Source organism: Pseudomonas sp. TWRC1-2, from assembly GCF_049896685.1.
Lineage (GTDB): Bacteria > Pseudomonadota > Gammaproteobacteria > Pseudomonadales > Pseudomonadaceae > Aquipseudomonas.
In genome coordinates, this window is record NZ_JAFCUU010000003.1 from 444,181 (window position 1) to 470,715 (window position 26,535).

Annotated in this window: 23 protein-coding genes; 18 read left to right on the forward strand and 5 right to left on the reverse strand. The window is 60.0% G+C overall.

The window, feature by feature from the left end:
* Window positions 1-52: 52 nt before the first annotated feature.
* Window positions 53-1,351 carry an amino-acid N-acetyltransferase gene (gene argA / locus ACP7B3_RS10895; protein ID WP_119737335.1) on the forward strand — a complete coding sequence of 433 codons (1,299 nt, stop codon included), beginning with the start codon at window positions 53-55 and terminating at the stop codon, window positions 1,349-1,351.
* A gap of 131 nt (window positions 1,352-1,482) precedes the next feature.
* Here argA and tauA read toward each other — a convergent pair whose 3' ends face one another.
* Window positions 1,483-2,469: a taurine ABC transporter substrate-binding protein gene (tauA, locus tag ACP7B3_RS10900; RefSeq protein WP_426178780.1), complete on the reverse strand. Its 987-nt coding sequence runs from the start codon at window positions 2,467-2,469 to the stop codon at window positions 1,483-1,485.
* A 370-nt stretch (window positions 2,470-2,839) separates the two neighbouring features.
* Here tauA and ACP7B3_RS10905 point away from each other — a divergent pair, with 370 nt between their 5' ends.
* The 8 genes from ACP7B3_RS10905 to ACP7B3_RS10940 all read left to right on the forward strand — a co-directional run bounded on the left by ACP7B3_RS10905 (window position 2,840) and on the right by ACP7B3_RS10940 (window position 10,092).
* Window positions 2,840-4,198: an OprD family porin gene (locus ACP7B3_RS10905; protein WP_145157909.1), complete on the forward strand. Its 1,359-nt coding sequence runs from the start codon at window positions 2,840-2,842 to the stop codon at window positions 4,196-4,198.
* 273 nt (window positions 4,199-4,471) lie between these two features.
* The gene (locus ACP7B3_RS10910; RefSeq protein ID WP_003195267.1) at window positions 4,472-5,110 is read left to right on the forward strand and encodes a peroxiredoxin; all 639 of its coding nucleotides are present in this window, start codon (window positions 4,472-4,474) and stop codon (window positions 5,108-5,110) included.
* A gap of 316 nt (window positions 5,111-5,426) precedes the next feature.
* Window positions 5,427-6,020 (forward strand): NADPH-dependent FMN reductase, encoded by a 594-nt coding sequence (gene ssuE / locus ACP7B3_RS10915; protein ID WP_106575754.1) that lies wholly within the window; start codon window positions 5,427-5,429, stop codon window positions 6,018-6,020.
* Window positions 6,021-6,113: 93 nt separating this feature from the next.
* On the forward strand, window positions 6,114-7,082 hold the full coding sequence (locus ACP7B3_RS10920; protein ID WP_426178781.1) for a sulfonate ABC transporter substrate-binding protein: 969 nt from the start codon (window positions 6,114-6,116) through the stop codon (window positions 7,080-7,082).
* Between the two features lie 25 nt (window positions 7,083-7,107).
* Complete coding sequence (gene ssuD / locus ACP7B3_RS10925; protein WP_426178782.1) at window positions 7,108-8,256, forward strand: FMNH2-dependent alkanesulfonate monooxygenase; 1,149 nt, start codon at window positions 7,108-7,110, stop codon at window positions 8,254-8,256.
* Window positions 8,257-8,265: 9 nt separating this feature from the next.
* Window positions 8,266-9,054, forward strand: a complete 789-nt coding sequence (gene ssuC / locus ACP7B3_RS10930; RefSeq protein WP_145157904.1) for an aliphatic sulfonate ABC transporter permease SsuC — start codon at window positions 8,266-8,268, stop codon at window positions 9,052-9,054.
* Window positions 9,051-9,857 carry an aliphatic sulfonates ABC transporter ATP-binding protein gene (ssuB, locus tag ACP7B3_RS10935; protein ID WP_106575750.1) on the forward strand — a complete coding sequence of 269 codons (807 nt, stop codon included), beginning with the start codon at window positions 9,051-9,053 and terminating at the stop codon, window positions 9,855-9,857. The genes ssuC and ssuB overlap by 4 nt, the downstream gene beginning before the upstream one ends.
* Before the next feature lie 19 nt (window positions 9,858-9,876).
* Window positions 9,877-10,092, forward strand: a complete 216-nt coding sequence (locus ACP7B3_RS10940; RefSeq protein WP_003213899.1) for a TOBE domain-containing protein — start codon at window positions 9,877-9,879, stop codon at window positions 10,090-10,092.
* 130 nt (window positions 10,093-10,222) lie between these two features.
* Here ACP7B3_RS10940 and ACP7B3_RS10945 read toward each other — a convergent pair whose 3' ends face one another.
* Both ACP7B3_RS10945 and ACP7B3_RS10950 read right to left on the reverse strand, forming a co-directional pair.
* Complete coding sequence (locus tag ACP7B3_RS10945; protein WP_145157898.1) at window positions 10,223-10,852, reverse strand: TetR/AcrR family transcriptional regulator; 630 nt, start codon at window positions 10,850-10,852, stop codon at window positions 10,223-10,225.
* 259 nt (window positions 10,853-11,111) lie between these two features.
* Window positions 11,112-12,488, reverse strand: coding sequence for a glutamine synthetase family protein (locus ACP7B3_RS10950; protein WP_145157896.1), 1,377 nt, complete (start codon window positions 12,486-12,488; stop codon window positions 11,112-11,114).
* A 278-nt stretch (window positions 12,489-12,766) separates the two neighbouring features.
* On the opposite strand from ACP7B3_RS10950, the gene ACP7B3_RS10955 reads away from it, so the two are divergent.
* The 8 genes from ACP7B3_RS10955 to ACP7B3_RS10990 all read left to right on the forward strand — a co-directional run bounded on the left by ACP7B3_RS10955 (window position 12,767) and on the right by ACP7B3_RS10990 (window position 22,019).
* Entirely contained in the window at window positions 12,767-13,546 is a 780-nt protein-coding gene (locus ACP7B3_RS10955) for a gamma-glutamyl-gamma-aminobutyrate hydrolase family protein (protein ID WP_145157893.1), read from the forward strand.
* 39 nt (window positions 13,547-13,585) lie between these two features.
* Window positions 13,586-14,944 carry a glutamine synthetase family protein gene (locus ACP7B3_RS10960; protein ID WP_017139534.1) on the forward strand — a complete coding sequence of 453 codons (1,359 nt, stop codon included), beginning with the start codon at window positions 13,586-13,588 and terminating at the stop codon, window positions 14,942-14,944.
* A gap of 59 nt (window positions 14,945-15,003) precedes the next feature.
* Window positions 15,004-16,368 (forward strand): aspartate aminotransferase family protein, encoded by a 1,365-nt coding sequence (locus tag ACP7B3_RS10965; protein WP_426178783.1) that lies wholly within the window; start codon window positions 15,004-15,006, stop codon window positions 16,366-16,368.
* Between the two features lie 206 nt (window positions 16,369-16,574).
* Complete coding sequence (locus ACP7B3_RS10970; protein WP_145158574.1) at window positions 16,575-17,669, forward strand: polyamine ABC transporter substrate-binding protein; 1,095 nt, start codon at window positions 16,575-16,577, stop codon at window positions 17,667-17,669.
* 242 nt (window positions 17,670-17,911) lie between these two features.
* Complete coding sequence (locus tag ACP7B3_RS10975) at window positions 17,912-19,006, forward strand: polyamine ABC transporter substrate-binding protein (RefSeq protein ID WP_262206593.1); 1,095 nt, start codon at window positions 17,912-17,914, stop codon at window positions 19,004-19,006.
* 72 nt (window positions 19,007-19,078) lie between these two features.
* A complete protein-coding gene (locus ACP7B3_RS10980; RefSeq protein ID WP_065893882.1) occupies window positions 19,079-20,221 on the forward strand; it encodes an ABC transporter ATP-binding protein in 1,143 nt (380 codons plus the stop codon).
* Complete coding sequence (locus ACP7B3_RS10985) at window positions 20,218-21,138, forward strand: ABC transporter permease subunit (protein ID WP_145157884.1); 921 nt, start codon at window positions 20,218-20,220, stop codon at window positions 21,136-21,138. Before ACP7B3_RS10980 ends, ACP7B3_RS10985 begins: the two co-directional genes overlap by 4 nt.
* Complete coding sequence (locus ACP7B3_RS10990; protein ID WP_106575745.1) at window positions 21,135-22,019, forward strand: ABC transporter permease subunit; 885 nt, start codon at window positions 21,135-21,137, stop codon at window positions 22,017-22,019. Before ACP7B3_RS10985 ends, ACP7B3_RS10990 begins: the two co-directional genes overlap by 4 nt.
* Window positions 22,020-22,161: 142 nt before the next feature.
* Here the strand turns inward: ACP7B3_RS10990 and ACP7B3_RS10995 are convergent, their stop codons facing one another.
* Window positions 22,162-22,803 carry an HD domain-containing protein gene (locus tag ACP7B3_RS10995; protein WP_426178784.1) on the reverse strand — a complete coding sequence of 214 codons (642 nt, stop codon included), beginning with the start codon at window positions 22,801-22,803 and terminating at the stop codon, window positions 22,162-22,164.
* A gap of 266 nt (window positions 22,804-23,069) precedes the next feature.
* Between ACP7B3_RS10995 and ACP7B3_RS11000 the strand changes: the two genes are divergently transcribed.
* On the forward strand, window positions 23,070-24,035 hold the full coding sequence (locus ACP7B3_RS11000; protein ID WP_242199772.1) for a GlxA family transcriptional regulator: 966 nt from the start codon (window positions 23,070-23,072) through the stop codon (window positions 24,033-24,035).
* 137 nt (window positions 24,036-24,172) lie between these two features.
* Here ACP7B3_RS11000 and ACP7B3_RS11005 read toward each other — a convergent pair whose 3' ends face one another.
* On the reverse strand, window positions 24,173-26,527 hold the full coding sequence (locus tag ACP7B3_RS11005; protein WP_426178785.1) for a penicillin acylase family protein: 2,355 nt from the start codon (window positions 26,525-26,527) through the stop codon (window positions 24,173-24,175).
* Window positions 26,528-26,535 lie beyond the last annotated feature (8 nt).

Sequence of the window (26,535 nt, forward strand, 5' to 3'; positions counted from 1 at the left end):
GCTTTTATGTTTCATCCTTTTTTGGCTGCTTTTTATTACAGGCCCAGGTTTTATGCCCGAATACGTCAATTGGCTTCGTCACGCTTCGCCCTACATCAACGCTCACCGCGACTGCACCTTTGTGGTCATGCTGCCCGGCGATGGTGTGGAACATCCCAACTTCGGCAACATCGTCCACGACCTGGTGCTGCTCCATAGCCTGGGCGTGCGGTTGGTATTGGTTCACGGGTCGCGCCCACAAATCGAAGCGCGCCTTGAAGCGCGTGGCCTCACCCCGGCTTACCACGAAGGCCTGCGCATCACGGATGCCGCGACGCTGGAGTGCGTGATCGATGCGGTCGGCCACCTGCGCATTGCTATCGAAGCACGCCTGTCGATGGACATGGCCTCCTCGCCGATGCAGGGCTCGCGCCTGCGCGTCGCCAGCGGCAACCTGGTTACGGCACGGCCGATCGGAGTGCTTGAAGGCGTGGATTACCACCACACCGGCGAAGTGCGCCGGGTCGACCGCAAGGGCATCAACCGCCTGCTGGACGAGCGCTCCATCGTGCTGCTGTCGCCGTTGGGTTACTCGCCGACCGGCGAAATCTTCAACCTGGCCTGCGAAGACGTCGCCACCCGCGCCGCCATCGACCTGGGCGCCGACAAACTGCTGCTGTTTGGCGCCGATCTGGGCCTGATCGACGAACATGGTCGCCTGGTCCGCGAGCTGCGTCCGCAGCAAGTGCCGGCGCACCTGCAGCGCCTGGGCAGCAACTATCAAGCTGAACTGTTGGACGCCGCCGCCGAAGCGTGCCGGGGCGGAGTAGGGCGCAGCCATATCGTCAGCTACGCCGAAGACGGCGCGTTGCTCACCGAGCTGTTCACCCGGGACGGCGGCGGTACGCTGGTGGCCCAGGAGCAATTCGAACAGGTGCGCGAGGCGGCGATTGAGGATGTGGGTGGTTTGCTCGACCTGATCAGCCCACTGGAAGAGCAGGGCATTCTGGTGCGGCGTTCGCGGGAAGTGCTGGAGCGTGAGATCGAGCAGTTCAGTGTGGTTGAGCGCGAAGGCATGATCATCGCTTGTGCGGCGCTGTATCAGATCGCGGATTCGGATGCAGGGGAGCTGGCGTGTCTGGCGGTCAACCCGGAGTATCGTCACGGCGCACGCGGCGACGTGTTGCTGGAGCGCATCGAGACCCGTGCGCGGGCGCAGGGTTTGAAGACGCTGTTTGTGCTCACCACGCGAACCGCACACTGGTTCCGCGAGCGCGGGTTTGTGCCGAGCAGCGTCGACCGCCTGCCGTCAGCGCGGGCGTCGCTGTACAACTATCAGCGTAACTCGAAGATTTTCGAGAAGGCTCTGTAAGCCTGATCTTCCTGCCTGATAAAGAGCTGGCTCATGTGGGAGCTGGCTTGCCTGCGATGCAGACGACTCGGTTTTTCAGATAAACCGAGGTGATGCTATCGCAGGCAAGCCAGCTCCCACATTTGATTACCTTATTGGCTGATGAATTTATCGGTCACAAAGGCCGAGTAGTCCGGCAACACCGTCTCAACCTTCCCCTGTTCCTTCAAAAACTTCGCCGTTTCCCCAATCGCTTTCGCCGTGCCCCCTTTAAGCAGGGCATCGGTTTGTTGCGCCTGGGCGTCCGGGAAGGTGCTGCCGGCCAACAGCTCAGGAATATCGGCCGCATTTGAACCTGTCAGTTTGGCGATTTTCTGCACCGGCTCCGAATCTACTGTCCAGCCGTCTTTATGGGCGGCGTAGTCGGCGAATGCATCCAGCGTAACCTTGGAAAACTTGGCCACTGCGTCAGGATGTTTTTCCGCGAAATCCTTGCGCGCTACCCACACCTCAAATGTCGGCGCCCCCCACTGGCCCACCTGGGCCGCGTCTGTCAGGGTTTTTCCGGTCTTGCGGATTTCTCCCAGCGCCGGTGACCACACGAACGCGCCGTCGATATCGCCACGTTTCCACGCGGCCGCAATTTCCGCGGGCTGCAGGTTCACTACTTTGACTTGTTTGGTGTCCAGCCCCCAATGTTTCAGCGCGCCGAGCAGGCTGTAATGAGAGGTTGAGACGAAGGGCGTAGCGATGGTTTTACCGATCAGGTCCTGCGGTTTGTCGATGCCACTGCCATTGCGCACAACCAGGGCTTCAGAAGCATTGATCTGCGCCGATACGATAAAGGCCACGATGGGTAGATTGCGTGAAGCCGCCGCTGCGAGGGGGCTGGAACCGAGGTTGCCGATTTGCACATCGCCAGACGCAATCGCGGTTACAACGTCGGGCCCACTGTTGAAACGGCGCCAGGCAATCTTCTCGCCGAGGGCTTTTTCGTAGAGGCCGTCGGCCTGTGGGACTTTGCTGGGGTCGATGCCGGTTTGGTAGCCGATGGTTAAATCGGCCGCTTTGACACCAAAAGAAAGTATTAGTGACACAAAAACTGTAACAAATTGACGGGAGGATGTGCCTTTGGCCATGATGGCGTCGCCTTTTTGATCGTGGGTGACGTATGCAACAGTACGGCCACACTAATCGATCTAAAAAAAGGCTAGTAAATACCCTTTAGGAATTAGCTTATGGAGCGGTTGGTCTACGCTGATCGGCTCGCCTCATGGAAAGGCTTATTCCTGGATCGTATGAAAAAGAATGAAACAATTCTTTTTGGGTGTATGAAAAACTCATTACCCTGCAGGGACCAAATTAACTGCGGTTAGACGAAGGTAGTAGACATACAAAGTTACGATTGACTTGGTAGTCACTATCTGGCGCTAATCGCGCATCTGTGGATCCGGGGCGTCAGACCCAGGACCTAAGAAATACAAAAATTAGAAATGAGAGGAGCGGTACATGAAGAAGTCAACATTGGCGTTGGCCGTGGCTGTCGCTGCGATTGCCCAACAGGCAAACTCCGCCGGTTTCATCGATGACAGCAAAGTAACACTGGGTCTGCGTAACTTTTACATCAACACCGACAACCGTGATTTGAAGCCTTCGGCGACCTCGAACACCCGCAGCAAGAACGCTGAATGGGGCCAAGGTTTTGACCTGCGTTTCATCTCCGGCTTCACCGAAGGGACCGTTGGTTTCGGTCTTGACGCTATCGGCCTGTACGGCGTACGTCTGGATTCCAGCCGTGCCGATCACGGTAACTACACTGGCACCGCGTCTGGCGGCACCGTGTTCCCAAGCGATGGCAACAAAGCGGTCAACGATTTCGCCAGCCTGGGTGTGACCGGTAAGGTCAAGGTTTCCCAGACCGTGCTGAAAATCGGCACCCTGCAGCCAAACAACCCGGTTATCAAAACCAACGACGGTCGTCTGCTGCCGCAAACGTTCCAAGGTGGCGAGATCTCCTCGAACGAGATCAAGGACCTGACCCTGACTGCCGGTCAGATCGAGCACTCCAAGGGCCGTAACTCCAGCAACAACGAAGGCCTGTCGCTGGCGGGTGCCAACGGTAGCTCGAACTATGACGCTGGCAACTTCGTCAACAAGTTCTACTACGCCGGTGCTGACTACAAAATCACCAAAGATCTGACCGCTTCGTACTACTACGGCGAGCTGAAAGACTTTTACGCGCAGAACTTCCTGGGCTTGGTCCACAACTGGGCTATCGGTCCTGGCGTGTTGAAAAGTGACCTGCGTTACTACCGCAGCCGCGACAACGGCGCCAACGGCAACGAAGCGGGCTACTACACTTCGGGTTACTACTCGGATCACCCGACCAACGCCACCAAGGTTAAAGGCAAGGTCGACAACGATCTGTACAGCTACCTGGCGTTGTACTCGGTTGCCGGTCACACCTTCGGCGGTGGCTACCAGTACACCAAGGGCGACAGCGACTTCCCTTGGCTGAACCAAGGTGATGGCTCTTCGAACAGCACCACCACCGACATGCAAATCCAGAAGTTTGCCCGTGCTGGCGAACGCACCTGGCAAGCTCGCTACGCGTATGACTTCGCCAAGGTTGGCCTGCCAGGCCTGACCGCTGGTGTTGTCTACCTCAAAGGCAGCAACATCCAGACCACCGCCGGTGATAAAACCGAGTGGGAACGCGACCTGACTCTGGCTTACGTTGTTCCAGAAGGCCCGCTGAAAAACCTCGGCGTCGCCTGGAAAAACGCTATGTGGCGTACCGATCTGGTTAACACCCGTGCTCAGGACGAAAACCGCGTAATCGTTAGCTACAGCTACGCGTTCAAGTAAGAGCGTAAAACCTTGCCCGGCGCAACGCCGGGCAGGGTGCTTTACTTTCAAGTCGGGCTCAACCCCCGCAAGCCCTTCCTGAATCCCTTCTTTGTACAGCGTCTCAAGGCCTTCTCGAACCTTGTGATGGATGTTGATCCTCGGTCTTTCCCGCGTCCAATGAATTGATTTTTAATATTCGTTTATCGTCTAAATAAATCGATATTTATTCTTTTTAAATAATCTTCAACCCATGCACAGTGGGCTCCATAAGCACTCACCAGGAGCCACACCATGAGCCTAAGACTGGGCGACATCGCCCCCGACTTCGAACAGGATTCCAGCGCCGGCAAGATTCGTTTCCACGAATGGTTGGGCGATAGCTGGGGCGTGCTGTTTTCCCATCCGGCGGACTTCACCCCGGTGTGCACCACCGAGCTTGGCTTTACCGCCAAGCTCAAGGACGAATTCGCCAAGCGCGGCGTCAAGGCCATTGCCCTGTCGGTCGACCCGGTGGACTCGCACCACAAGTGGATCGAAGACATCAATGAAACCCAGAACACGGTCGTCAACTTCCCGATCCTCGCCGACGCCGATCGCAAAGTCTCGGACCTGTATGACCTGATCCACCCGAACGCCAGTGACACCCTCACCGTGCGCTCCTTGTTCGTGATCGACCCGAACAAGAAGATCCGCCTGACGATTACCTACCCGGCCAGCACCGGGCGCAACTTCCACGAAATCCTCCGGGTCATCGACTCGCTGCAACTGACCGACAACCACAAGGTGGCCACGCCCGCCAACTGGCAGGACGGTGATGAGGTGGTGATCGTGCCGTCTCTCAAGGATGAGGAAGAGATCAAGAAGCGCTTTCCCAAGGGCTATCGCGCCGTGAAGCCGTACCTGCGCCTTACCCCACAGCCCAACCGTTAACACACACCCCAATGTGGGAGCGGGCTTGCTCGCGAATGCTGACTTTCAGTTGATGCATCTTTGAATGACACACCGCGTTCGCGAGCAAGCCCGCTCCCACATTTGAACGCATTTCCAGTCTCACATAGCAGGGGTTTTCAGGCCGTTTCGACGGCCTTTTTTTTCGCCCCAGGATTTATAAAGTGCATATGCATTTATAGAATAAACAAATGAAAAAATAAGATTTATAGATATATAAATCACCTGATATGGTCTGTCCCATCTTGGCGCCATCGCCACACAGCGAACCGCCGACACTTGCTCAAGGAATACCTGCATGCTGGTCGTAACACTTGGAGGCAGTCCCAGCCAGCGTTCCCGCTCCGGGGTCTTGCTGGAAAAAACCCGTCAGTGGCTGCAAGACAAAGGCGTGGAAGTGGTGAGTTATCAGATACGGGACTTCCCGGCCGAAGACTTGCTGCATGCGCGCTTCGACAGCCCTAAGGTCATCGACCTGCTGCAACAGGTCGCCAACGCCGACGGCCTGGTCATTGCCACGCCGGTGTACAAAGCCTCGTTCTCCGGCGCGCTGAAAACCGTGCTGGATCTGCTGCCCGAACGCGCCCTGGCGCACAAGATCGTATTGCCCATGGCCACGGGCGGCAGCATCGCGCACATGCTGGCGGTGGACTACGCACTGAAACCCGTGCTGTCGGCCCTCAAGGCCCAGGAATTGCTCCACGGCATTTTTGCCGAGGACAGCCAGATCGCTTATGCCGAAGGCAGCGCCCAGGCGCAGCTGGTGCCCGTGCTTGAACAGCGTTTGCACGAGGCCCTGGAGACGTTCTATAGCGCCATGGCCCGTCGCCCGAAACCGCTGGACCCCAATGTGTTGAATGAACGTTTGTTGAGTGCTCGCTGGAGCATTTAAGCCTCACCGGAATTTGTAGTACTCACCTTACTCAGCCGCCAACGGCCAAGCAGGTGCAGCCAACCCCCTCATCGCATTTTTGGAGAGAGCGCCATGCGCACTGTCATCTTGCGTCGTGGTCTGGTCGCACTGTTTGTTGCGGCTGTGTCCTTCGGCGCCACGGTTCAAGCCCAAGCCGCCGAAACCCTGCGGATCGGCTATCAGAAGTACGGCACGCTGGTGCTGCTCAAAGCCAAGGGCACCCTGGAAAAACGCCTGGCCGCCCAAGGCGTGCAGGTGCAATGGACTGAATTCCCCGGTGGCCCGCAACTGCTCGAAGGCCTGAACGTCGGCTCCATCGACTTCGGCGTTACCGGCGAAACCCCGCCGGTCTTCGCCCAGGCGGCCGGTGCCGATCTGCTCTATGTAGCTTACGAGCCGCCGGCGCCGACCAGCGAAGCGATCCTGGTGCCGAAAGACTCGCCGATCAAATCCGTGGCCGAGCTCAAGGGCAAGAAAATCGTGCTCAATAAAGGCTCCAACGTGCACTACCTGCTGGTGCGTGCGCTGGAAGATGCCGGCCTGAAATACACCGACGTGCAGACCGTGTTCCTGCCGCCCGCCGATGCCCGCGCCGCGTTCGAGCGTGGCAGCGTCGACGCCTGGGTGATCTGGGACCCGTACCAGGCTGCCGCCGAGAAACAACTGCAGGCACGCACCCTGCGGGACGGCACCGGCATTGCCGACAACCACCAGTTCTACCTGGCCACCAAGCCGTACGCCACGCAGCACCCTGAAGTGATCAAGGCGCTGGTGGAAGAAGTGCGCGCAGTGGGCGAATGGTCCAAGGCCAACCCGCAGGAAGTCACCGAACAAGTCGCACCGCTGCTTGGCCTGCCGGCTGACATCACCCTGACCTCGGTGAAGCGCCAGGGCTACGGCGCGCTGTTCCTGACTCCGGACGTGGTCGCCGCCCAGCAGAAAATCGCCGACAGCTTCTACCAGCTCAAACTGATCCCCAAACCCTTGAACATCAAGGACGTGATCTGGACGCCACCCGCCGCCGTTGCCACAGCGCCGTAATCCGATTTCTTCAGGAGACAACTCCATGAGCCTCAATATTTTCTGGTTCCTGCCTACCCACGGCGACGGCCATTACCTTGGCACCGCCGAAGGCGCTCGCGCCGTCGATCACGGTTATCTGCAGCAAGTGGCCCAAGCCGCTGACCGGCTGGGTTTTGGCGGTGTGCTGATTCCCACCGGCCGCTCCTGCGAAGACTCGTGGCTGGTGGCCGCCTCGCTGATCCCGGTGACTCAGCGCTTGAAATTCCTTGTGGCTCTGCGCCCCGGGATCATTTCCCCGACGGTGGCCGCGCGTCAGGCCGCGACCCTGGATCGCCTGTCCGGCGGCCGTGCGCTGTTCAACCTGGTCACCGGCGGTGATCCGGAAGAACTGGCCGGCGACGGCTTGTTCCTCAGCCACGAAGAGCGCTACCAGGCCTCGGTGGAATTCACGCGCATCTGGCGCCGCGTGCTCGAAGGCGAAACCGTGGACTACGACGGCGAGCACATCAGCGTCAAAGGTGCCAAATTGCTCTACCCGCCGATCCAGCAACCGCGTCCGCCGCTGTACTTCGGCGGTTCTTCCGAAGCGGCCCAGGACTTGGCAGCCGAACAGGTTGAAATGGTCCTGACCTGGGGCGAACCACCGGCTGCGGTCGCGGAAAAAATCAAACAGGTGCGCGCCAAGGCCGCGAAGCTCGGGCGCACCGTGCGCTTTGGCATTCGCCTGCATGTGATCGTGCGCGAGACCAACGACGAAGCATGGAAAGCCGCGGACAAACTGATCTCCCATGTGGATGACGAGACCATCGCCCGTGCCCAGGCTTCTCTCGCACGCTTCGACTCCGTGGGCCAGCAGCGCATGGCCGCCTTGCACGGCGGCAACCGCGACAACCTCGAAGTCAGCCCCAACCTGTGGGCCGGCGTTGGCCTGGTACGCGGCGGCGCAGGCACCGCGCTGGTGGGCGATGGCCCGACCGTCGCGGCACGCGTCAATGAATACGCCGCGTTGGGCATCGACACGTTCATCTTCTCCGGTTATCCACACCTGGAAGAGTCGTATCGGGTTGCCGAACTGCTGTTCCCGCACTTGGATATCGAACGTCCCGAGCTGCCGAAAAGCGCCGGTTACGTCAGCCCGTTCGGCGAGATGGTCGCCAACGACATCCTTCCCAAAGCGGCGTCGCAGAGCTGAGGCGTAGTCATGAACTATGAAAAATTAAGCCATCGTGTCGCGCCTTGGGTGCTGCCGATTCTGTTGCTGGCGGTGTGGCAGCTGTCGGTATCGGCGGGCTGGTTGTCGACGCGCATTCTGCCGGCGCCGAGCGCTGTGATCGAAGCCGGGGTCAACCTGGTGCGCACCGGTGAAATCTGGAAACACCTGGCCATCAGCGGCTGGCGTGCCGGCCTGGGTTTTGTGATCGGTGGCAGCATCGGTCTGGCCCTGGGCTTTATCACCGGCCTGTCGAAATGGGGCGAGCGCCTGCTGGACAGCTCGGTGCAGATGATCCGCAACGTGCCGCACCTGGCACTGATTCCGCTGGTGATCCTGTGGTTCGGCATTGACGAGACCGCGAAGATTTTCCTGGTCGCCCTCGGCACGCTGTTCCCGATTTACCTGAACACCTATCACGGCATCCGCAACGTCGACCCGGCGCTGGTAGAAATGTCGCGCAGCTACGGCTTGTCCGGCTTCAGCCTGTTCCGTCAGGTGATCCTGCCGGGCGCGCTGCCGTCGATCCTGGTGGGCGTGCGCTTCGCCCTGGGCTTTATGTGGTTGACGCTGATCGTGGCGGAAACCATCTCGGCCAGCTCCGGCATCGGTTACCTGGCGATGAATGCGCGTGAATTTCTGCAAACCGACGTGGTGGTGTTGGCCATCGTCATGTACGCCATCCTCGGCAAGCTGGCCGACCTGGCCGCGCGTGGCCTGGAGCGTGTGTGGCTGCGCTGGCACCCGGCCTATCAAGTGAATAAAGGAGGTGCGGCATGACGGCTCAACAACCTCCGCGCCTGCTCAAGGGCATCCCGCTGGCGGTGCGCAAATTGCGCAAGGCCTTTGGTGCGCGGGAAGTACTTAAAGAGATTGATCTGCACATTCCCGCTGGCCAGTTCGTGGCGGTGGTGGGGCGCAGCGGCTGCGGCAAAAGTACCTTGCTGCGCTTGCTGGCTGGCCTGGACAAAGCCAGCGGCGGTGAGCTGCTGGCGGGCTCCGCGCCACTCGGCGATGCGATTGAAGACACGCGGTTGATGTTTCAGGAAGCGCGCCTGCTGCCGTGGAAAAAGATCATCGACAACGTGGGGCTGGGTCTGAAGGGCAACTGGCGTCCCAAGGCGCTTGAAGCGCTGGAAGCGGTTGGCCTGGCCGAGCGTGCCAACGAGTGGCCGGCGGCCTTGTCCGGTGGCCAGAAGCAGCGTGTGGCGCTGGCTCGCGCGTTGATTCACCAGCCGCGCCTGCTGCTGCTGGATGAGCCGCTGGGTGCGCTGGATGCCCTGACCCGTATCGAGATGCAGCAACTGATCGAAAACCTGTGGCAGAAGCACGGCTTCACCGTGTTGCTGGTGACTCACGACGTCAGCGAAGCCGTGGCGATTGCCGACCGGGTGATTCTGATCGAGGACGGCGAGATCGGTCTCGACCTGATCGTCGACCTGCCGCGCCCACGCGCCCGGGGCTCACATCGCCTGGCGGCGCTGGAAGCCGAAGTGCTCAACCGTGTGCTGTCGTTGCCCGGCACGCCGCCGGAACCCGAACCTGTTTCACCGCTGCCTACGCAATTGCGTTGGGCCCAATAACTCATAGAGGAAAACCATCATGACTATCAAAGCCATCAACGTACGTAACCAGTTCAAGGGCACTATCAAGGAAATCGTCGAAGGCGACGTGTTGTCGGAAATCGACGTGCAGACGGCGTCCGGCATCGTGACCTCCGTGATCACTACCCGCTCGGTCAAAGAGCTGGAGTTGGTGATTGGCAGCGAAGTGATTGCCTTTGTTAAGTCCACCGAGGTGTCGATCGCCAAGTTGTGATTGTCGTCGCTCTGGAGGCCGCCTTCGCGAGCAAGCCCGCTCCCACATTTGAATGCATTCCAGCGTTGGAACTCGGTCAAGTGTGGGAGCGGGCTTGCTCGCGAAGAGGCCGGCCCAGTCACCACGAGCTTTACCGCTTGGGTAAATACGCCGGCAAATAAAGCCCCACATACGCATCAAACACCCGCATTCCTTCCTCGGCCATGCGCGGCGTAATCTGCCCGTGCTGATGCACCGAGCGCGCGTAAACGCGGTCGCTCAGTTCCAGCGCCAGGGCAAACACATCCACATCGGTGGGCAACGTCGGCACTTCGAAGTGACGATTGAACACCTCCAGCATCAAATCCCCCAATTCCAGATCATGCTGACGGTCCGCCTGGGTCACTTCGGTCAGCCCGTGCTGGGCCAGGATCAATTGGCGTGCGGCGGCGTCACGGTCGTAGATGCTGAGCATGCGTTGCTCGACGATGCAGGACAGGTCACGCCAATGCTTGAGTGGCTCGTGCTCGATGGGCGCCTGGATCGCCGCCCGGAACGCCGCGTGCACATCGGCGGTCAGGGCTTCCAGCAACGCCGGCACGCTGGCAAAGAAGTGGTACACCGACGAGGGTGGAATCTGCGCGCGCTCGGCCACGCTGTAGATCGACAAACTGGCCACGCCTTGGGTCGCCAGCAAGGTGCGGGCGGCGTCGAGGATCGCATCGATCCGGGCCTGGCTGCGGGCGCGGGGTTTGCGAGGAGCGGCGGGGCGGGTAGTCATGGAAGTCTCCTACAAGGCAGAGCGCATTGTACGCAGAGCCAGTGGATGATCCATACCTGGGATGAGGTGGGGGCTGGGGATCAGTCTTGTTGTGGCGAGCAGGCTTGCCCTGCGCTGGGCTGCGAAGCAGCCCCAATAGAAACGCCGAGTTCCTTCAGCAAGAACTCGGCGTCCGGTTTTAGGGCCGCTTCGCAGCCCAACGCAGGGCAAGCCTGCTCGCCACAGAAAGCTTGCCCACCGCATTGAATACCGAAACCGCTTACACGGTATGCAAGTACCAGTTGTACTCAAGGTCGGAGATGGAGTGTTCAAACTCCTCCAGCTCACTTTCCTTACAGGCAACGAAGATATCGATGTACTTGGGATCGATGTACTTGGCCATCACCTCGCTGTCGTCCAACTCGCGCAGGGCATCGCGCAGGTTGTTCGGCAGGCTTTGTTCGTTCTGCTCGTAGCTGTTGCCTTCCACGGGTGCGCTCGGTTCGATCTTGTTGGTCAGACCGTGGTGCACGCCTGCCAGGACCGAAGCCATCAGCAGGTAAGGGTTGGCGTCGGCGCCGGCCACGCGGTGTTCGATACGTACGGCATCGGACGAGCCGGTCGGTACGCGAATCGCTACGGTGCGGTTATCCAGGCCCCAGCACGGCGAGTTCGGCACGTAGAACTGTGCGCCGAAACGACGGTAGGAGTTGACGTTAGGGCACAGGAACGCCATTTGGGCGGGTAGGGTCTCGAGCACACCGCCGATCGCGTGACGCAATGCGGCGTTCTGCTCGGGATCCTCGCTGGCAAAGATGTTCTTGCCGTCCTTGTCCAGGATCGAAATGTGTACGTGTAAGCCGTTGCCTGCCTGGCCCGGGTAAGGCTTGGCCATGAAGGTGGTGTCCATCTCATGGTCGTAGGCGATGTTCTTGATCAGGCGCTTGAGCAGTACTGCGTAGTCGCAAGCCTTGATCGGGTCGGCCACGTGGTGCAGGTTCACTTCGAACTGCGCCGGGGCACTTTCCTTGACGATGGCGTCGGCAGGGATGCCTTGCTCTTTGGCCCCTTCCAGAATGTCCTGGAGGCAGTCGACGTATTCGTCGAGGTCGTCGATCAGGTAGACCTGTGTCGAGTGCGGGCGTTTGCCGGAGATCGGCGAGCGGGGCGGTTGGGGACGGCCGTTCACGTTCTCCTGGTCGATCAGGTAGAACTCAAGCTCGAAGGCGGCGCAGATGGTCAGACCGAGGTCGTCGAATTTGCTGACAACTTGGCGGAGTACTTCGCGAGGATCGGCGAAGAAAGGTTCACCTTCAAGTTCGTGCATGGTCATCAGCAGTTGCGCGGTGGGGCGCTTTTGCCAGGGTTCATTGCACAGGGTGTCGGGGATCGGATAACAGATTCGGTCAGCATCACCGATGTCCAGACCCAGGCCGGTGCTTTCCACCGTCGAGCCGTTGATATCCAGGGCAAATAAAGAGGCAGGCAGGTTAATGCCCTTCTCGTAAACCTTGTGGAGGCTGGTGCGTTCGATGCGCTTGCCGCGCACCACACCATTCATATCCGCAATTAGAAGGTCTACGTACAGAACCTCAGGATGATCCTTAAGGAACGCGTTCGCTTCGTTAAGCTGAACGGCACGCGGGGGTACCGACATGATGCAACACCTTTGTTGTTAAAAATATCAATCATTGATCTTTTCTGGTTTCAGTCAACCCGAACGGCATGCCGAAGTCAAGCGAGGCCTTTTTTGCCCTAAAAAAGCGCCATGAGGCCTTTTTTGGGGCTTTTTGGGGCGGTTTTTTGGGTTTGGAGGGCTTGGGACTAGCAGGCTTGAGCGGGCCGTGTTGTATTTTTTACGGGGGTGTTGTGTAAAAAAATGAACAAGGCTAAGCTCGATTCAAACCCATAACAGCAATAATACCGGGGTGCTTCATGTCTCGCCTGCCGTTAATCGGCGTCACCGCCTGCTCCAAACAGGTCGGTCTGCATGCTTATCACATCAGTGGCGACAAATACGTCCGTGCAGTGGCCACCGCTGCCAAGGGCTTGCCATTGATCATTCCATCCTTGGGCGATCTGCTCGACCCGGCCAATATTTTTGACGGCCTGGATGGCATTCTATTTACCGGCTCTCCTTCCAATATCGAACCCTTTCATTACGACGGTCCGGCCAGCGCGCCCGGGACTGCTCATGATTCTGCACGCGACCAGACCACTTTGCCGTTGCTGCGTGCCGCGATTGCGGCAGGCGTGCCGGTGCTGGGCATCTGCCGTGGGTTCCAGGAAATGAACGTGGCGTTTGGCGGCAGCCTGCACCAGAAGGTTCATGAAGTGCCGGGCATGATGGATCACCGCGAAGACGACACTCAGCCGCTGGACGTTCAGTACGGCCCGGCGCACGCCGTGGCGATCTCCCCGAATGGGGTATTGGCAAGCCTGGGTTTGCCGCAGACGATCCAGGTCAACTCGATTCACAGCCAGGGCGTTGACCGCCTGGCGCCCGGTTTGCAGGTCGAAGCCACCGCGCCTGATGGGTTGATCGAAGCTTTTTCTTACACCGCGGGCAAGGCTTTTGCTTTAGGAGTGCAATGGCACCCCGAATGGCAGGTAAGCTCTAACCCGCACTACCTCGCGATCTTCCAGGCCTTTGGTTCGGCCTGTCGACAGCGGGCGATGCAACGCGACGCGGATGCTGCGTCAACTTACGCCTGACCTTTAATGGATGTCAGGAAACACAGCCCAGAGGCATTTATGAGTAACAACCTCGACCAGCTCACCGATTGGTTGAAAGACCACAAGATCACAGAAGTCGAATGCATGATTGGCGACCTCACCGGCATCACCCGGGGCAAGATCTCGCCGACCAACAAGTTCATCGCCGAAAAAGGCATGCGCCTGCCCGAGAGCGTTCTGTTGCAGACCGTGACCGGCGACTATGTCGAAGACGACATCTATTACGAATTGCTCGACCCGGCCGACATCGACATGATCTGCCGCCCGGACCAGAACGCCGTGTTCCTGGTGCCCTGGGCCATCGAGCCCACCGCCCAGGTGATTCACGACACCTACGACAAGCAAGGCAACCCGATCGAGCTGTCGCCGCGCAACGTGCTCAAGAAAGTCCTCAAGTTGTACTCCGACAGAGGCTGGCAGCCCATCGTGGCGCCGGAGATGGAGTTCTACCTGACCAAACGCTGCGAAGACCCGGACTTCCCGCTGCAACCGCCGATCGGCCGTTCCGGGCGCCCGGAGACCGGTCGCCAATCCTTCTCTATAGAAGCGGCCAACGAGTTCGACCCATTGTTCGAAGACGTCTACGACTGGTGCGAGCTGCAGGAGCTGGACCTCGACACGCTGATCCACGAGGACGGCACGGCGCAGATGGAAATCAACTTCCGTCACGGCGATGCCCTGTCCCTGGCCGACCAGATCCTGGTGTTCAAGCGCACCATGCGTGAAGCCGCGCTCAAGCACAACGTGGCCGCCACCTTCATGGCCAAGCCGATGACCGGTGAGCCCGGCAGCGCGATGCACTTGCACCAGAGCATCATCGACATCGCCACCGGCAAGAACGTCTTCTCCAATGAAGACGGGACCATGAGCCAGCTGTTCCTTAACCACATTGGCGGCCTGCAAAAATTCATCCCTGAATTGCTGCCGCTGTTTGCCCCCAACGTGAACTCGTTCCGCCGCTTCCTGCCCGACACCTCGGCGCCGGTCAACGTGGAGTGGGGCGAAGAGAACCGCACCGTGGGCCTGCGCGTGCCGGATGCCGGCCCGCAGAACCGTCGCGTCGAAAACCGCCTGCCGGGCGCCGACGCCAACCCGTACCTGGCGATTGCCGCCAGCCTGCTGTGCGGCTACATCGGCATGGTCGAAGGCCACAACCCGAGCGCGCCCGTGGTGGGTCGTGGCTACGAGCGGCGCAACCTGCGCCTGCCGTTGACCATCGAAGACGCCCTGGAACGCATGGAAAACAGCAAGACCATCGAGAAATACCTGGGTCAAAAATTCATCACAGGCTACGTCGCGGTCAAGCGGGCCGAGCATGAAAACTTCAAGCGCGTGATCAGTTCATGGGAGCGGGAATTCCTGCTCTTCGCCGTCTGATGCGCCGGGCGCGCCGCAGGATTGGCGCGCCCTCACCTGAAAAAGTCTAGGAGATTGGTATGTCCAGCAACAACCCGCAAACCCGTGAATGGCAAGCCTTGAGCAACGATCACCACCTGGCGCCGTTCAGTGACTTCAAGCAATTGAAAGTGAAAGGCCCACGGATCATCACCAAAGCCCACGGCGTTTACCTGTGGGACAGCGAAGGCAACAAGATCCTCGACGGCATGGCCGGCCTGTGGTGCGTGGCAATCGGTTACGGTCGCGATGAACTGGCTGACGCCGCCGCCAAGCAGATGAAAGAACTGCCGTACTACAACCTGTTCTTCCAGACCGCTCACCCGCCTGTGCTGGAGTTGGCCAAGGTTATTTCCGACATCGCACCGGCCGGCATGAACCATGTGTTCTTCACCGGTTCAGGCTCCGAAGGCAACGACACCATGTTGCGCATGGTCCGCCACTACTGGGCGATCAAGGGCCAGCCAAACAAGAAAACCATCATCAGCCGCAAGAATGGCTACCACGGCTCTACCGTGGCCGGCGCCAGCCTGGGCGGCATGACCTACATGCATGAACAGGGCGACTTGCCGATCCCGGGCATCACCCACATCGCCCAGCCGTACTGGTATGGCGAAGGCGGCGACATGAGCCCTGAAGAGTTCGGGGTATGGGCCGCCAACCAGCTGGAAGAGAAGATTCTGGAAGTGGGCGTGGACAACGTCGGTGCCTTTATTGCCGAGCCGATCCAGGGCGCCGGTGGCGTGATCGTGCCGCCAGCAACCTACTGGCCGCGCATCAAGGAAATCCTCGCCAAGTACGACATCCTGTTTGTTGCTGACGAAGTGATCTGCGGTTTCGGCCGTACCGGTGAGTGGTTCGGCAGCGACTTCTACGACCTCAAGCCGCACATGATGACCATCGCCAAGGGCCTGACCTCGGGTTACATCCCCATGGGCGGCCTGATCGTGCACGACGACGTGGTCGCCGTGCTCAACGAAGGCGGCGATTTCAACCACGGCTTCACCTATTCCGGTCACCCGGTGGCGGCAGCTGTGGCGCTGGAAAACATCCGCATCCTGCGCGATGAAGAAATCGTTAATCGTGTGCACGAAGAAACGGCACCGTATTTGCAGAAACGTCTGAGGGAACTGGCTGATCACCCGTTGGTGGGTGAAGTTCGCGGAGTCGGCATGCTCGGGGCGATTGAGCTGGTGCAGGACAAGGCCACGCGCAAACGTTACGAAGGCCGTGGCGTGGGCATGATCTGCCGCACGTTCTGCTTCGATAACGGCCTGATCATGCGCGCCGTGGGCGACACCATGATCATTTCGCCGTCGCTGGTGATCAGCAAGGCGGAAATCGACGAACTGGTCACCAAGGCTCGCCAGTGCCTGGACCTGACTTTGGCGGCATTGCAGGGCTAAGTGCTAGGCTCAGGGCGCAGCGGCTTCGGGCGCTGCGTCCGGGCAGTTACAAAAACGCAGTAATAAGGGTGCTTTGGTTGAAAGCCGGCCCCTGAACTTGCCAGACTGTCGCCCTGTTTTGTTGCCCTTTGGAAGGGCCGCTGAACGTGTAAAAAATGTGGCCCAAAAAAGAAAAATTGGAGCATCACCAAATGAAGGCATTAGGTTTGAAGAACGCTGGCAAGACCCTCCTCGCCTTGTCCCTGTTGGGCGCAATGGCGGGCGCGGCCCAGGCAGACGATAAAGTGCTGCACGTCTATAACTGGTCCGACTACATTGCACCGGACACCATCGCCAACTTTGAAAAAGAGTCGGGCATTAAAGTGGTGTACGACGTTTTCGACAGCAACGAGACGCTGGAAGCCAAGTTGCTGGCAGGCAAGTCCGGTTACGACATTGTCGTACCGTCGAACAACTTCCTCGCCAAGCAGATCAAGGCCGGTGTCTATCAGGAGCTGGACAAGTCCAAGCTGTCCAACTACGACAACCTGAACAAGTCCCTGCTCAAGGCCGTGTCGGTCAGCGACCCGGACAACAAGCACGCCTTCCCGTACATGTGGGGCTCGATCGGTATCGGCTACAACCCGGAGAAGGTCAAGGCTGCACTGGGCATCGACAAGATCGAATCCTGGGACACCATCCTCAAGCCGGAGAACCTCGCCAAGCTGAAAGGCTGCGGCGTGAGCTTCCTGGATTCGCCAACCGAAATGCTGCCGGTGGCGCTGCATTACCTGGGGCTGCCGACCGACACCCAGAAAAAGGCCGACCTCAAGCAAGCCGAGGACCTGTTCCTCAAGCTGCGTCCATCGATCAGCTACTTCCACTCGTCCAAGTACATCTCGGACCTGGCCAACGGCAACATCTGCGTAGCCGTGGGCTACTCGGGTGACATCCAGCAGGCCAAATCCCGCGCAGCTGAAGCCGGTGGCAAGGTCAAGGTGGCCTACGACATTCCGAAAGAAGGCGCCGGCAGTTTCTATGACATGGTCGCCATCCCTAAAGATGCCGAAAACGTCGACGCTGCCTACAAGTTCATGAACTACCTGCTGGAGCCGAAAGTCATGGCTGCCATCACCAACAGCGTACGTTTCCCGAACGGTAACGAGAAAGCGACCCCACTGGTCGACAAAGACATCACCAGCGACCCGGGCATCTACCCGTCCGCCGATGTGCAAGCCAAGCTCTACGCCATTGCTGACTTGCCGGCTGCAACTCAGCGTGAAATGACCCGCAGCTGGACCAAAATCAAATCGGGTAAATAAGCCTTAAACCCTGTGGGAGGGGGCTTGTGTGGGAGCGGGCTTGCTCGCGAAAGCGGTGTATCAGTTGATACACCTGCTGGCTGACACACCGCCTTCGCGAGCAAGCCCGCTCCCACCTAGACCGACTCCCACAAATTAAATGACAGAAAGTTTTGCCGGATCGGTTTATCGAGGGTAAGTTGCGCGCCGGTTTTGTTGCCGGGCAACAACTTTAAGGCCCAACTATTTAAGAGGACCTCCACTTGCCAATTTCTTTATTTCGCAAAGCCGTGCTGGTGGGTGCAGGTATCACGCTGGCTGTCAGCGTGCAGGCCGCGCCGACTGTGCATATTTATAACTGGTCGGACTACATCGGCCCCGACACCCTGGCCAACTTTGAAAAGGCCAGCGGCATCAAACCCGTGTATGACGTGTTTGATTCCAATGAAACCCTGGAAGGCAAGTTGCTCGCCGGGCGTACCGGTTACGACGTGGTCGTGCCGTCGAACCACTTCCTCGGCAAGCAGATCAAGGCCGGGGCGTTCCAGAAGCTCGACAAGTCATTGCTGAGCAATTATGCAAACCTCGACCCGGCGCTGCTCAAGCGTCTGGAAAAGAACGATCCGGGTAACCAGTACGCCGTGCCGTATCTGTGGGGCACCAACGGCATCGGTTACAACGTCGACAAAGTCAAAGAAGTACTGGGCGTCGACCATATCGATTCCTGGGCCGTGCTGTTCGAGCCGGAGAACATGAAGAAGCTGGCCACCTGTGGCGTCTCGTTCATGGACTCGGCCGATGAAATGCTGCCGGCGGTGCTCAACTACATGGGCCTGAACCCCAACAGTACCAACCCGGCCGACTATAAAAAGGCCGAAGAGAAACTGCTGAAAGTGCGTCCTTACGTGACTTACTTCCACTCGTCCAAGTACATCTCGGACCTGGCCAACGGCAACATCTGCGTGGCGGCAGGCTTCTCCGGCGATGTGTTCCAGGCCAAGGCCCGCGCGGCCGAGGCGGGCAAGGGCGTGAAGATCGCCTACGCGATTCCGAAAGAAGGCGGCAACCTGTGGTTTGACGTGCTGGCGATTCCGGCGGACGCGACCAACGTTAAAGAGGCCCACGCCTACATCAACTATTTACTGCAACCTGAGGTGATCGCTCAGGTCAGTGATTACGTCGGTTACGCCAACCCTAACCCCGGGGCGGACAAACTGATGGAGCAATCGATACGCACTGACGCAGCGGTTTACCCACCGCAGGCGGTTCTCGACCGGACGTTTGTCAACTTCGAGTTACCCCCGAACGTGCAGCGTTTAATGACCCGTAGCTGGACCAAGGTCAAGACGGGCAAGTAAGGCTTAAAGCTCAAACTATCCAAGGTTTCGCCCGTATTGGGCGAACCTCAAATTTTGTTGGGAGTTTCGTAAATGGCAGTTGCCTCCGGCGCCTATAAGAAAGCCCTCGAGGGCGACCAGACACCGAAAAAGGTGTTGGTCAAAATCGACCGGGTCACGAAGAAGTTCGACGAGACGATTGCCGTGGACGATGTGTCCCTGGAAATCAAGAAAGGCGAGATCTTCGCCTTGCTCGGCGGTTCGGGTTCGGGCAAATCCACCTTGCTGCGCATGCTCGCAGGCTTCGAGCGCCCAACCGAAGGTCGCATTTACCTCGACGGCGTGGACATCACCGACATGCCGCCGTACGAGCGGCCGATCAACATGATGTTCCAGTCCTACGCCTTGTTCCCGCACATGACGGTCGCGCAGAACATCGCGTTCGGCCTGCAGCAGGACAAGATTCCCAAGGCTGAAGTCGACGCCCGTGTGGCCGAGATGCTCAAGCTGGTGCAGATGAGCCAGTACGCCAAGCGCAAGCCGCATCAACTGTCGGGTGGTCAGCGTCAGCGTGTGGCACTGGCTCGCTCGCTGGCCAAGCGCCCGAAACTGCTGCTGCTTGATGAGCCGATGGGCGCCCTCGACAAGAAGCTGCGTTCGCAGATGCAACTGGAGCTGGTGGAGATCATCGAGCGCGTGGGCGTGACCTGCGTGATGGTGACCCACGACCAGGAAGAGGCCATGACCATGGCCGAACGCATTGCGATCATGCACCTGGGCTGGATCGCGCAGATCGGCAGCCCGATCGACATCTACGAAACGCCAACCAGCCGCCTGGTGTGCGAGTTCATCGGCAACGTAAACATCTTCGACACCCAAGTGGTGGACGACGCCGAAGGCCACGCGGTGCTCAAGTGCCCGGACCTGGACCGCGACATCTACGTGGGTTACGGCATCGCGACTGCCGTGGAAGACAAGTCGGTGACCTACGCCATCCGCCCTGAAAAGCTGCTGGTGACCACCCAAATGCCGACCTGTGAGCACAACTGGTCCAGCGGCAAGGTGCACGACATCGCCTACCTGGGCGGCCACTCGGTGTTCTACGTGGAACTGCCGAGCGGCAAGCTGGTGCAGTCCTTCGTCGCCAACGCCGAACGCCGTGGCCAGCGCCCAACCTGGGGTGACCAGGTGTACGTGTGGTGGGAAGACGACAGCGGCGTGGTGCTTCGCTCATGAATATGAAGAAGTTCAAACGCCAGCTGCAACGAATAACACCCGGTGGCCGGCATGTGGTCATCGGGATCCCTTTCCTCTGGCTGTTCCTGTTTTTCGCGCTGCCGTTCTTCATCGTCTTGAAGATCAGCTTTGCCGAAGCCGACGTAGCGATCCCGCCTTACACCGAGATCTACACCTTCGTTGAACAAAAGCTGCAACTGGTGCTCAACCTGGGCAACTACGCGATGCTCGGCGACGACGAGTTGTACATCGCCGCGTACCTGGGCTCGCTGAAGATGGCGTTTTTCAGCACGATTTTGTGCCTGTTGATCGGCTATCCGATGGCCTACGCCATTGCCAGCGCACGCAAAGAGATGCAGACCGTGCTGGTGCTGCTGATCATGATGCCGACCTGGACCGCGATTCTGATCCGCGTGTATGCGTGGATGGGCATCCTCAGCAACAACGGCTTGCTCAACGGCTTCCTGATGTCCATGGGGCTGATCAACGAACCGCTGCAGATCCTCAACACCAACATCGCGGTGTACATCGGCGTGGTCTATTCGTACCTGCCGTTCATGATCCTGCCGCTGTACGCCAACCTGGTCAAACACGACCAGAGCCTGCTGGAAGCCGCGTCCGACCTGGGCTCGAGCACCTTCAACAGCTTCTGGAAAATCACCGTGCCGCTGTCCAAGAACGGCATCATCGCCGGCTGCATGCTGGTGTTCATTCCGGTGGTGGGCGAGTTCGTGATCCCGGAGCTGCTCGGCGGCCCGGAAACGCTGATGATCGGTAAAGTGTTGTGGCAAGAATTCTTCAACAACCGTGACTGGCCGGTGGCGTCTGCCCTGGCGGTGGTGATGCTGGCGATCCTGATCGTGCCGATCATCCTGTTTAACCGCAGCCAAGCCAAAGAGATGGAGGGCAAGATATGAAGCGCTTCAGTTTCTCGAGTTTCATGCTGGTGGCGGGGTTGCTGTTCATCTACCTGCCGATGCTGATCCTGGTGATCTACTCGTTCAACGAATCCAAGCTGGTGACGGTGTGGGGCGGTTGGTCGATCAAGTGGTACGTGGGCCTGCTGGACAACACCCAGTTGATGGGCTCGGTGGCACGCTCTCTGGAAATCGCCTGCTACACGGCGGTGGCCGCCGTGGCGCTGGGGACGTTGGCGGCGTTCGTGCTGACGCGCATCAGCCACTTCAAGGGCCGTACGCTGTTTGGCGGCCTGGTAACGGCGCCGCTGGTCATGCCCGAGGTGATCACCGGTCTGTCGCTGTTGCTGCTGTTCGTGGCCATGGCGCAGATGATCGGCTGGCCCCAGGAGCGTGGCATCGTGACTATCTGGATCGCCCACACCACGTTCTGTGCGGCGTATGTGGCGGTGGTGGTGTCGGCGCGCTTGCGTGAGCTGGACCTGTCGATTGAAGAGGCGGCAATGGACCTGGGCGCGCGGCCGTGGAAGGTGTTCTTTCTGATCACCATCCCGATGATCGCGCCGTCTTTGGCGGCGGGCGGCATGATGTCGTTCGCGCTGTCGCTGGATGACCTGGTACTGGCCAGCTTCGTGTCGGGCCCCGGTTCGACCACCTTGCCGATGGAAGTGTTCTCGGCCGTGCGCCTTGGGGTTAAACCCGAGATCAACGCCGTGGCCAGCCTGATTCTGTTGGCGGTGTCGCTGGTGACCTTCCTGGTGTGGTTCTTCAGCCGCCGTGCCGAAGAGCACCGCAAGAAAGCCATTCAGCAAGCGATTGAAGAAGCGGCAGCGGATGGCTGGCAGCAGCCGGACAAGCGCCGGGCGCCTGCGCCGGTCTAACTGGCGCAGCCTGACGGAACCGGATCAAAAATGTGGGAGCGGGCTTGCTCGCGAATGCGGTGGATCAGTCAGTACATCGGGTGACTGACACTCCGCATTCGCGAGCAAGCCCGCTCCCACATTTGATTGTATTTCAGGCTGATTAAGCCGCCCACGGCGACTTACGAATCACCTCCACAAAATTCATCGGCTTGAACCCCGGCTCCTGATCCACCAGCACGTCGGTCTTCACGTTGCCGAACGTGGTCTGCGGGCGATGGCGCAAGCCGTCGGCAAACGCGCAGATAATGCACTCCTTGAACCCTTCACCGCGTGGATGCGCATGCACCACGGCTTCGCGCTGCACGCTGGAAAACGCGGCGTAGTCCATGCCCAGTACGTCCATCTCGACACCGGCAGTCACCAGCGCGACGGTCGGGCGCAGGTGCTGCGGCACGCCCGGCGTGGTGTGCAGGGCGATGGACAGCCACACCTGCTCGATATCGTCATCGCTCAGCCCGTACGGCTTGAGAAACGCGGCGGCGGCGTTGGCGCCGTCCACTTCGAAACGCTCGTTGTCGCTGCGATGGCCTTCAACCATGCCCAGGTCATGGAACATGGCGCCGACGTAAAGCAGCTCCGGGTTGTAGGCCAGCTGCTTGCGCTCACCGCTCAAGGCGCCGAACAGGAACACGCGGCGAGAGTGGTGGTAGAGCAGGTCGGATTCGACGTCGCGGATGTATTCGGTGGTGGCCTTGGCCAAGGCGCTGTCCGGGATCTGGATGCCGGCGATGGTGGTGCTCATGGTCGTTCTCCTCAACAAAGCGCCGGGGGTGGCGCCGATGAGTCCAGTCTGGTCGCGCCTGCGCGAGGGGGCTATCACGGTGAGGATGCGATGTCGGCCAAAGTGGCGCTACATCGTGCCAAGGCTGTACACGGTCAACTGTGGGAGCTGGCTTGCCTGCGAGGCTGGCGACTCGGTCTGTCAGTTAGACTGAGGTGATGCCATCGCAGGCAAGCCAGCTCCCACAGGGGATTTGTGTTCATTCAGTTAATCAAGGTTTACCACCCATGGGCAAAACCGTCGCCATCCTGATCTTCCCCGGCGTCCAGTCACTGGACGTGACCGGCCCCATGGATGTGTTCTGCGAGGCCAACCGTTTTCTGCCGCCGCAAGACCACTACCAGCTTGAAGTGCTCGGCCTGGGCCACGGCACCCTGGCCGCCTCCAATGGCTTGTCGCTGCAGGCCCACCGGCATTACAGCGAAGCCGTGCAAGGCTACGACTTGCTGCTGGTCGCCGGTGGCCCGCAATTGCCCTTCGAGGATTTCGGCGCGCAGTTTGATGACTGGCTACGCGCCGCCGCCGCCCGGGCGCAGCGTTTCGGCTCGATCTGCAACGGCGCCTTCATGCTGGCGCGAGCCGGACTGCTGGACGGCAAAACCGTCACCACCCACTGGAACGATGCCGCCGACCTGGCGCGCCTGTGCCCCTCGGCCCAGGTCGACGCCGACCGCCTCTACGTGCAGGACGGCAACCTCTACACCTCGGCCGGGGTCACGGCCGGCATTGACTTGTCGCTGTTTCTGCTGGCCCAGGACCACGGTCCGGAAGTCGCGCTGAGTGTGGCCAAACGCCTGGTGGTGTTTACTCAGCGCTCGGGCGGGCAGTCGCAGTTCAGTCCATTCCTGACGCCCCACGCCGAAAGCACTTCGGCGGTGGCGTTGGTGCAGCTGTACGTGCTGGCCAACCTGACCGGTGATTTGACCATCGCCGACCTGGCCAAGGCGGCGAATATGAGCGCGCGCAATTTCTCCCGGGTGTTTGCCCGTGAAGCGCGCATAACCCCGGCCGAGTTCGTCGAGCGCGCGCGGGTGGACGCGGCGCGGGTGATGCTCGAAAGCAGCCCTGCGCCGCTGAAGACCGTGGCCTATCAATGCGGGTTTCGCGACGCCCAGCACATGCGCAGCGTGTTCAACCGCCGGCTGGGCGTAACGCCGCAACAGTTCCGACTTAACTTTGCGGCGCCGGTTTGAGCGTGTCGTAGGCTGGCGCAGGCTTGTGTGGGAGCTGGCTTGCCTGCGATAGCATCACCGCGGTCTATCAGTAACACCGAGGGGCTTGCATCGCAGGCAAGCCAGCGCCCACAAAAACCAGCCCACAGTGATCGGTATTACCGCGCTGGCAACAGCTTCAACGTACCCCGGGTATTTGCCGTCACTTCCTCATCGCTGAAATGCGCTTGTTCGTAGCCGCCTTCGATGTAGGTTTGCGCCTGGTCGTCATAGTGCGAGTCAAACGGCACGCCGCTTTGCCCCACCGGGTTGATGGTCAGGGCGTGAGCCGGGTCGGCGAAGTCGATCAGGCGCCGGGTCGATGGGCCGTACGTCACTGGCCAGGGTGCCGGGCCGATCATGGCGGACTGGTTGTTCGGCACTTCGTGGGTGCCGGGTGCGGGGAACGGGCCGACGTTGAAGATTTTATCCAACGGTTTTTGCTGGCCCAGCGGGTGGCCCTGGGTCAGGGTATGCGCCTTGCCCCATTGCCACTGTGTGGGGTCATCGCCGAAGGTGGCCTTGAGGTGCGCCAGGCTGTTGTCCCAGGCGAGCTTGACGGTGTCCGCACGAGAGCCGTTCCACCATGGCGAGTCCGGCGAGGCGGCCAGGCGTGGCAATGCCGCATCGATCACGCGCGTAGTGAGCAGGGTCTTGAACATGCCGTCGCCGAGTTTCGGGTGAAACGCCGCGTCCGTGAGGTTGAACAGGAACTGGTTGAACAGCGTGGCGCTGGTGGACTCCAGCGGGTAATCACCTTTCCAGGCGGCCAGTTGTTCCACCAGTTGCAACTGCGCCGGGTCTTTGACCACCTCACGCAGCACCGGCAAAAGTGGCGCCAGCAAGCGTGGGCCATAGGCGGTGGTGGTGCCCAGTTGCAAGGCCTGGCTGTTGGTCACGTCCCATTTCACGCTCTTGTCGCTCAACTGCATGTTCAACTGCTGGCCACGGTCGGCCAGGTTGTAATAACCGGGAATCTCCATACCGGTGGGCGACACTGGCTGGGCATTGGCCGACACCACATAACCGCGCGCCGGGTTTTCCTCCTGCGGGTTGGCGCTGAACGGGTAAAAGCCCAGCTTGTCGGCCTGGGCGGTGCTGCCGTCGAGGATAAACCCGGCATTCACGCCAGCCGGGCGCACCGGCAGTTGCGCCGCCGCCCACCAGCCAATATCGCCTTTGGCGTTGGCCCACACGATATTCAGGCCGGGTGCAGAAACCAGCGCCGCCGCCGCGCGCGCCTTGGCCAGCGTGTCGGCGCGGTTGAGTTGGTAGAAGCCTTCGAGAATCGGGTTTTCGGTGTCCAGGAATGCCCACCACATGGCAATCGGCGTCTTGCCGGCATTTTCGCCGAGCACGTCATTGATGATCGGGCCGTGGGGCGACTGGCGCAGGGTGAGGGTCACCGGTGCCTCGCCCTTCACCGCAATCTGCTGCTCGCTGCTGGTCATGTTGACCCATTGGCCGTGATACCAGACTTGATTGGGGTTGTCCGGGTTGACCTTTTCGGCGATCAGGTCGAGGTCATCGTTCTGGAACATGGTCAGGCTCCAGCCGAAATCCAGGTTGTGGCCCAGGAACGCCACCGGCACCAGCGCGTTGTGATAACCGTACAGCTCAAAGCCCGGCGCCGACAGCTGCGCCTCGTACCACACCGACGGCACCGAGAAACGAATATGCGGGTCACCCGCCAGCAAGGGCTTGCCACTTTTGGTGCGGCTGCCACTGATGGCCCAGGCGTTGCTGCCTTCGAACTGTGGCAGGCCATTGTCGGCCAGGGCCTGCTCGCTCAACGAGGCGATTGCGCCGAGGGTGTTCCAGTCGCTGGCGGCAAGGTTGAGCGCGCCTTTGGGCTGCCAGTCCAGGTCGAAGACTTTCAGGTAGTCGCTGCCCAGCTGGTCGCGTACGTAAGTCAGCAGCGGCTCGGTACGAAACGCGGCGGCAAAGCTGTAGGCCATGTACCCGGCAACGCTGATGGTGTCCTCGGCAGTGAACGGCCGCTTGGCGATGCCCAGCACGTCGAACTCCATCGGGCTGGCGTGGCTGTCCTGATACTGGTTGATGCCGTCCAGGTAGGCTTGCAAGGCCTTCCATGCCTTCGAGTCGTGGTCGATGTGCTCCACGTAACTCAAGGCGCGTTCGCGAATACGCAGGCTGCGGAACAACTTGTCGGTGTCCAGCAGCTTGGGCCCGAGCACCTCGGCCAGTTCGCCACGGGCCAGGCGCCGCATGATCTCCATCTGGAACAGCCGGTCCTGGGCATGCACGTAACCCAGGGCGCGGTAGAGGTCGGTTTCGTTCTCGGCGCGAATGTGCGGCACACCCCGGTCGTCGTAGCGCACGGTGACTGTGCCTTGCAGGTTGGCCAGCGTTTCGGTGCCCTGGCGGGTGGGTTGCTTGCTGTAGACATACACGCCAGCGCCGGCCATGAGGGCGGCAATCAGCAGAGCGAGCACGGTCAGGCTGCGTTTCATGGACGGTC

What these genes read in the sequence shown, in the direction of transcription:
- ACP7B3_RS10920 (WP_426178781.1), top strand. Translation starts at nt 6,114, where the DNA reads ATGCGCACTGTCATCTTGCGTCGTGGTCTGGTCGCACTGTTTGTTGCG.
- ACP7B3_RS10940 (WP_003213899.1), top strand. Translation starts at nt 9,877, where the DNA reads ATGACTATCAAAGCCATCAACGTACGTAACCAGTTCAAGGGCACTATC.
- ACP7B3_RS10960 (WP_017139534.1), top strand. Translation starts at nt 13,586, where the DNA reads ATGAGTAACAACCTCGACCAGCTCACCGATTGGTTGAAAGACCACAAG.
- ACP7B3_RS10980 (WP_065893882.1), top strand. Translation starts at nt 19,079, where the DNA reads ATGGCAGTTGCCTCCGGCGCCTATAAGAAAGCCCTCGAGGGCGACCAG.
- ACP7B3_RS10985 (WP_145157884.1), top strand. Translation starts at nt 20,218, where the DNA reads ATGAATATGAAGAAGTTCAAACGCCAGCTGCAACGAATAACACCCGGT.
- ssuB (WP_106575750.1), top strand. Translation starts at nt 9,051, where the DNA reads ATGACGGCTCAACAACCTCCGCGCCTGCTCAAGGGCATCCCGCTGGCG.
- tauA (WP_426178780.1), bottom strand. Translation starts at nt 2,469, where the DNA reads ATGGCCAAAGGCACATCCTCCCGTCAATTTGTTACAGTTTTTGTGTCA.
- ACP7B3_RS10995 (WP_426178784.1), bottom strand. Translation starts at nt 22,803, where the DNA reads ATGAGCACCACCATCGCCGGCATCCAGATCCCGGACAGCGCCTTGGCC.
- argA (WP_119737335.1), top strand. Translation starts at nt 53, where the DNA reads ATGCCCGAATACGTCAATTGGCTTCGTCACGCTTCGCCCTACATCAAC.
- ACP7B3_RS10950 (WP_145157896.1), bottom strand. Translation starts at nt 12,488, where the DNA reads ATGTCGGTACCCCCGCGTGCCGTTCAGCTTAACGAAGCGAACGCGTTC.
- ssuD (WP_426178782.1), top strand. Translation starts at nt 7,108, where the DNA reads ATGAGCCTCAATATTTTCTGGTTCCTGCCTACCCACGGCGACGGCCAT.
- ssuE (WP_106575754.1), top strand. Translation starts at nt 5,427, where the DNA reads ATGCTGGTCGTAACACTTGGAGGCAGTCCCAGCCAGCGTTCCCGCTCC.
- ACP7B3_RS10965 (WP_426178783.1), top strand. Translation starts at nt 15,004, where the DNA reads ATGTCCAGCAACAACCCGCAAACCCGTGAATGGCAAGCCTTGAGCAAC.
- ACP7B3_RS10905 (WP_145157909.1), top strand. Translation starts at nt 2,840, where the DNA reads ATGAAGAAGTCAACATTGGCGTTGGCCGTGGCTGTCGCTGCGATTGCC.
- ACP7B3_RS10990 (WP_106575745.1), top strand. Translation starts at nt 21,135, where the DNA reads ATGAAGCGCTTCAGTTTCTCGAGTTTCATGCTGGTGGCGGGGTTGCTG.
- ACP7B3_RS10945 (WP_145157898.1), bottom strand. Translation starts at nt 10,852, where the DNA reads ATGACTACCCGCCCCGCCGCTCCTCGCAAACCCCGCGCCCGCAGCCAG.
- ACP7B3_RS10955 (WP_145157893.1), top strand. Translation starts at nt 12,767, where the DNA reads ATGTCTCGCCTGCCGTTAATCGGCGTCACCGCCTGCTCCAAACAGGTC.
- ssuC (WP_145157904.1), top strand. Translation starts at nt 8,266, where the DNA reads ATGAACTATGAAAAATTAAGCCATCGTGTCGCGCCTTGGGTGCTGCCG.
- ACP7B3_RS11005 (WP_426178785.1), bottom strand. Translation starts at nt 26,527, where the DNA reads ATGAAACGCAGCCTGACCGTGCTCGCTCTGCTGATTGCCGCCCTCATG.
- ACP7B3_RS10910 (WP_003195267.1), top strand. Translation starts at nt 4,472, where the DNA reads ATGAGCCTAAGACTGGGCGACATCGCCCCCGACTTCGAACAGGATTCC.
- ACP7B3_RS11000 (WP_242199772.1), top strand. Translation starts at nt 23,070, where the DNA reads ATGGGCAAAACCGTCGCCATCCTGATCTTCCCCGGCGTCCAGTCACTG.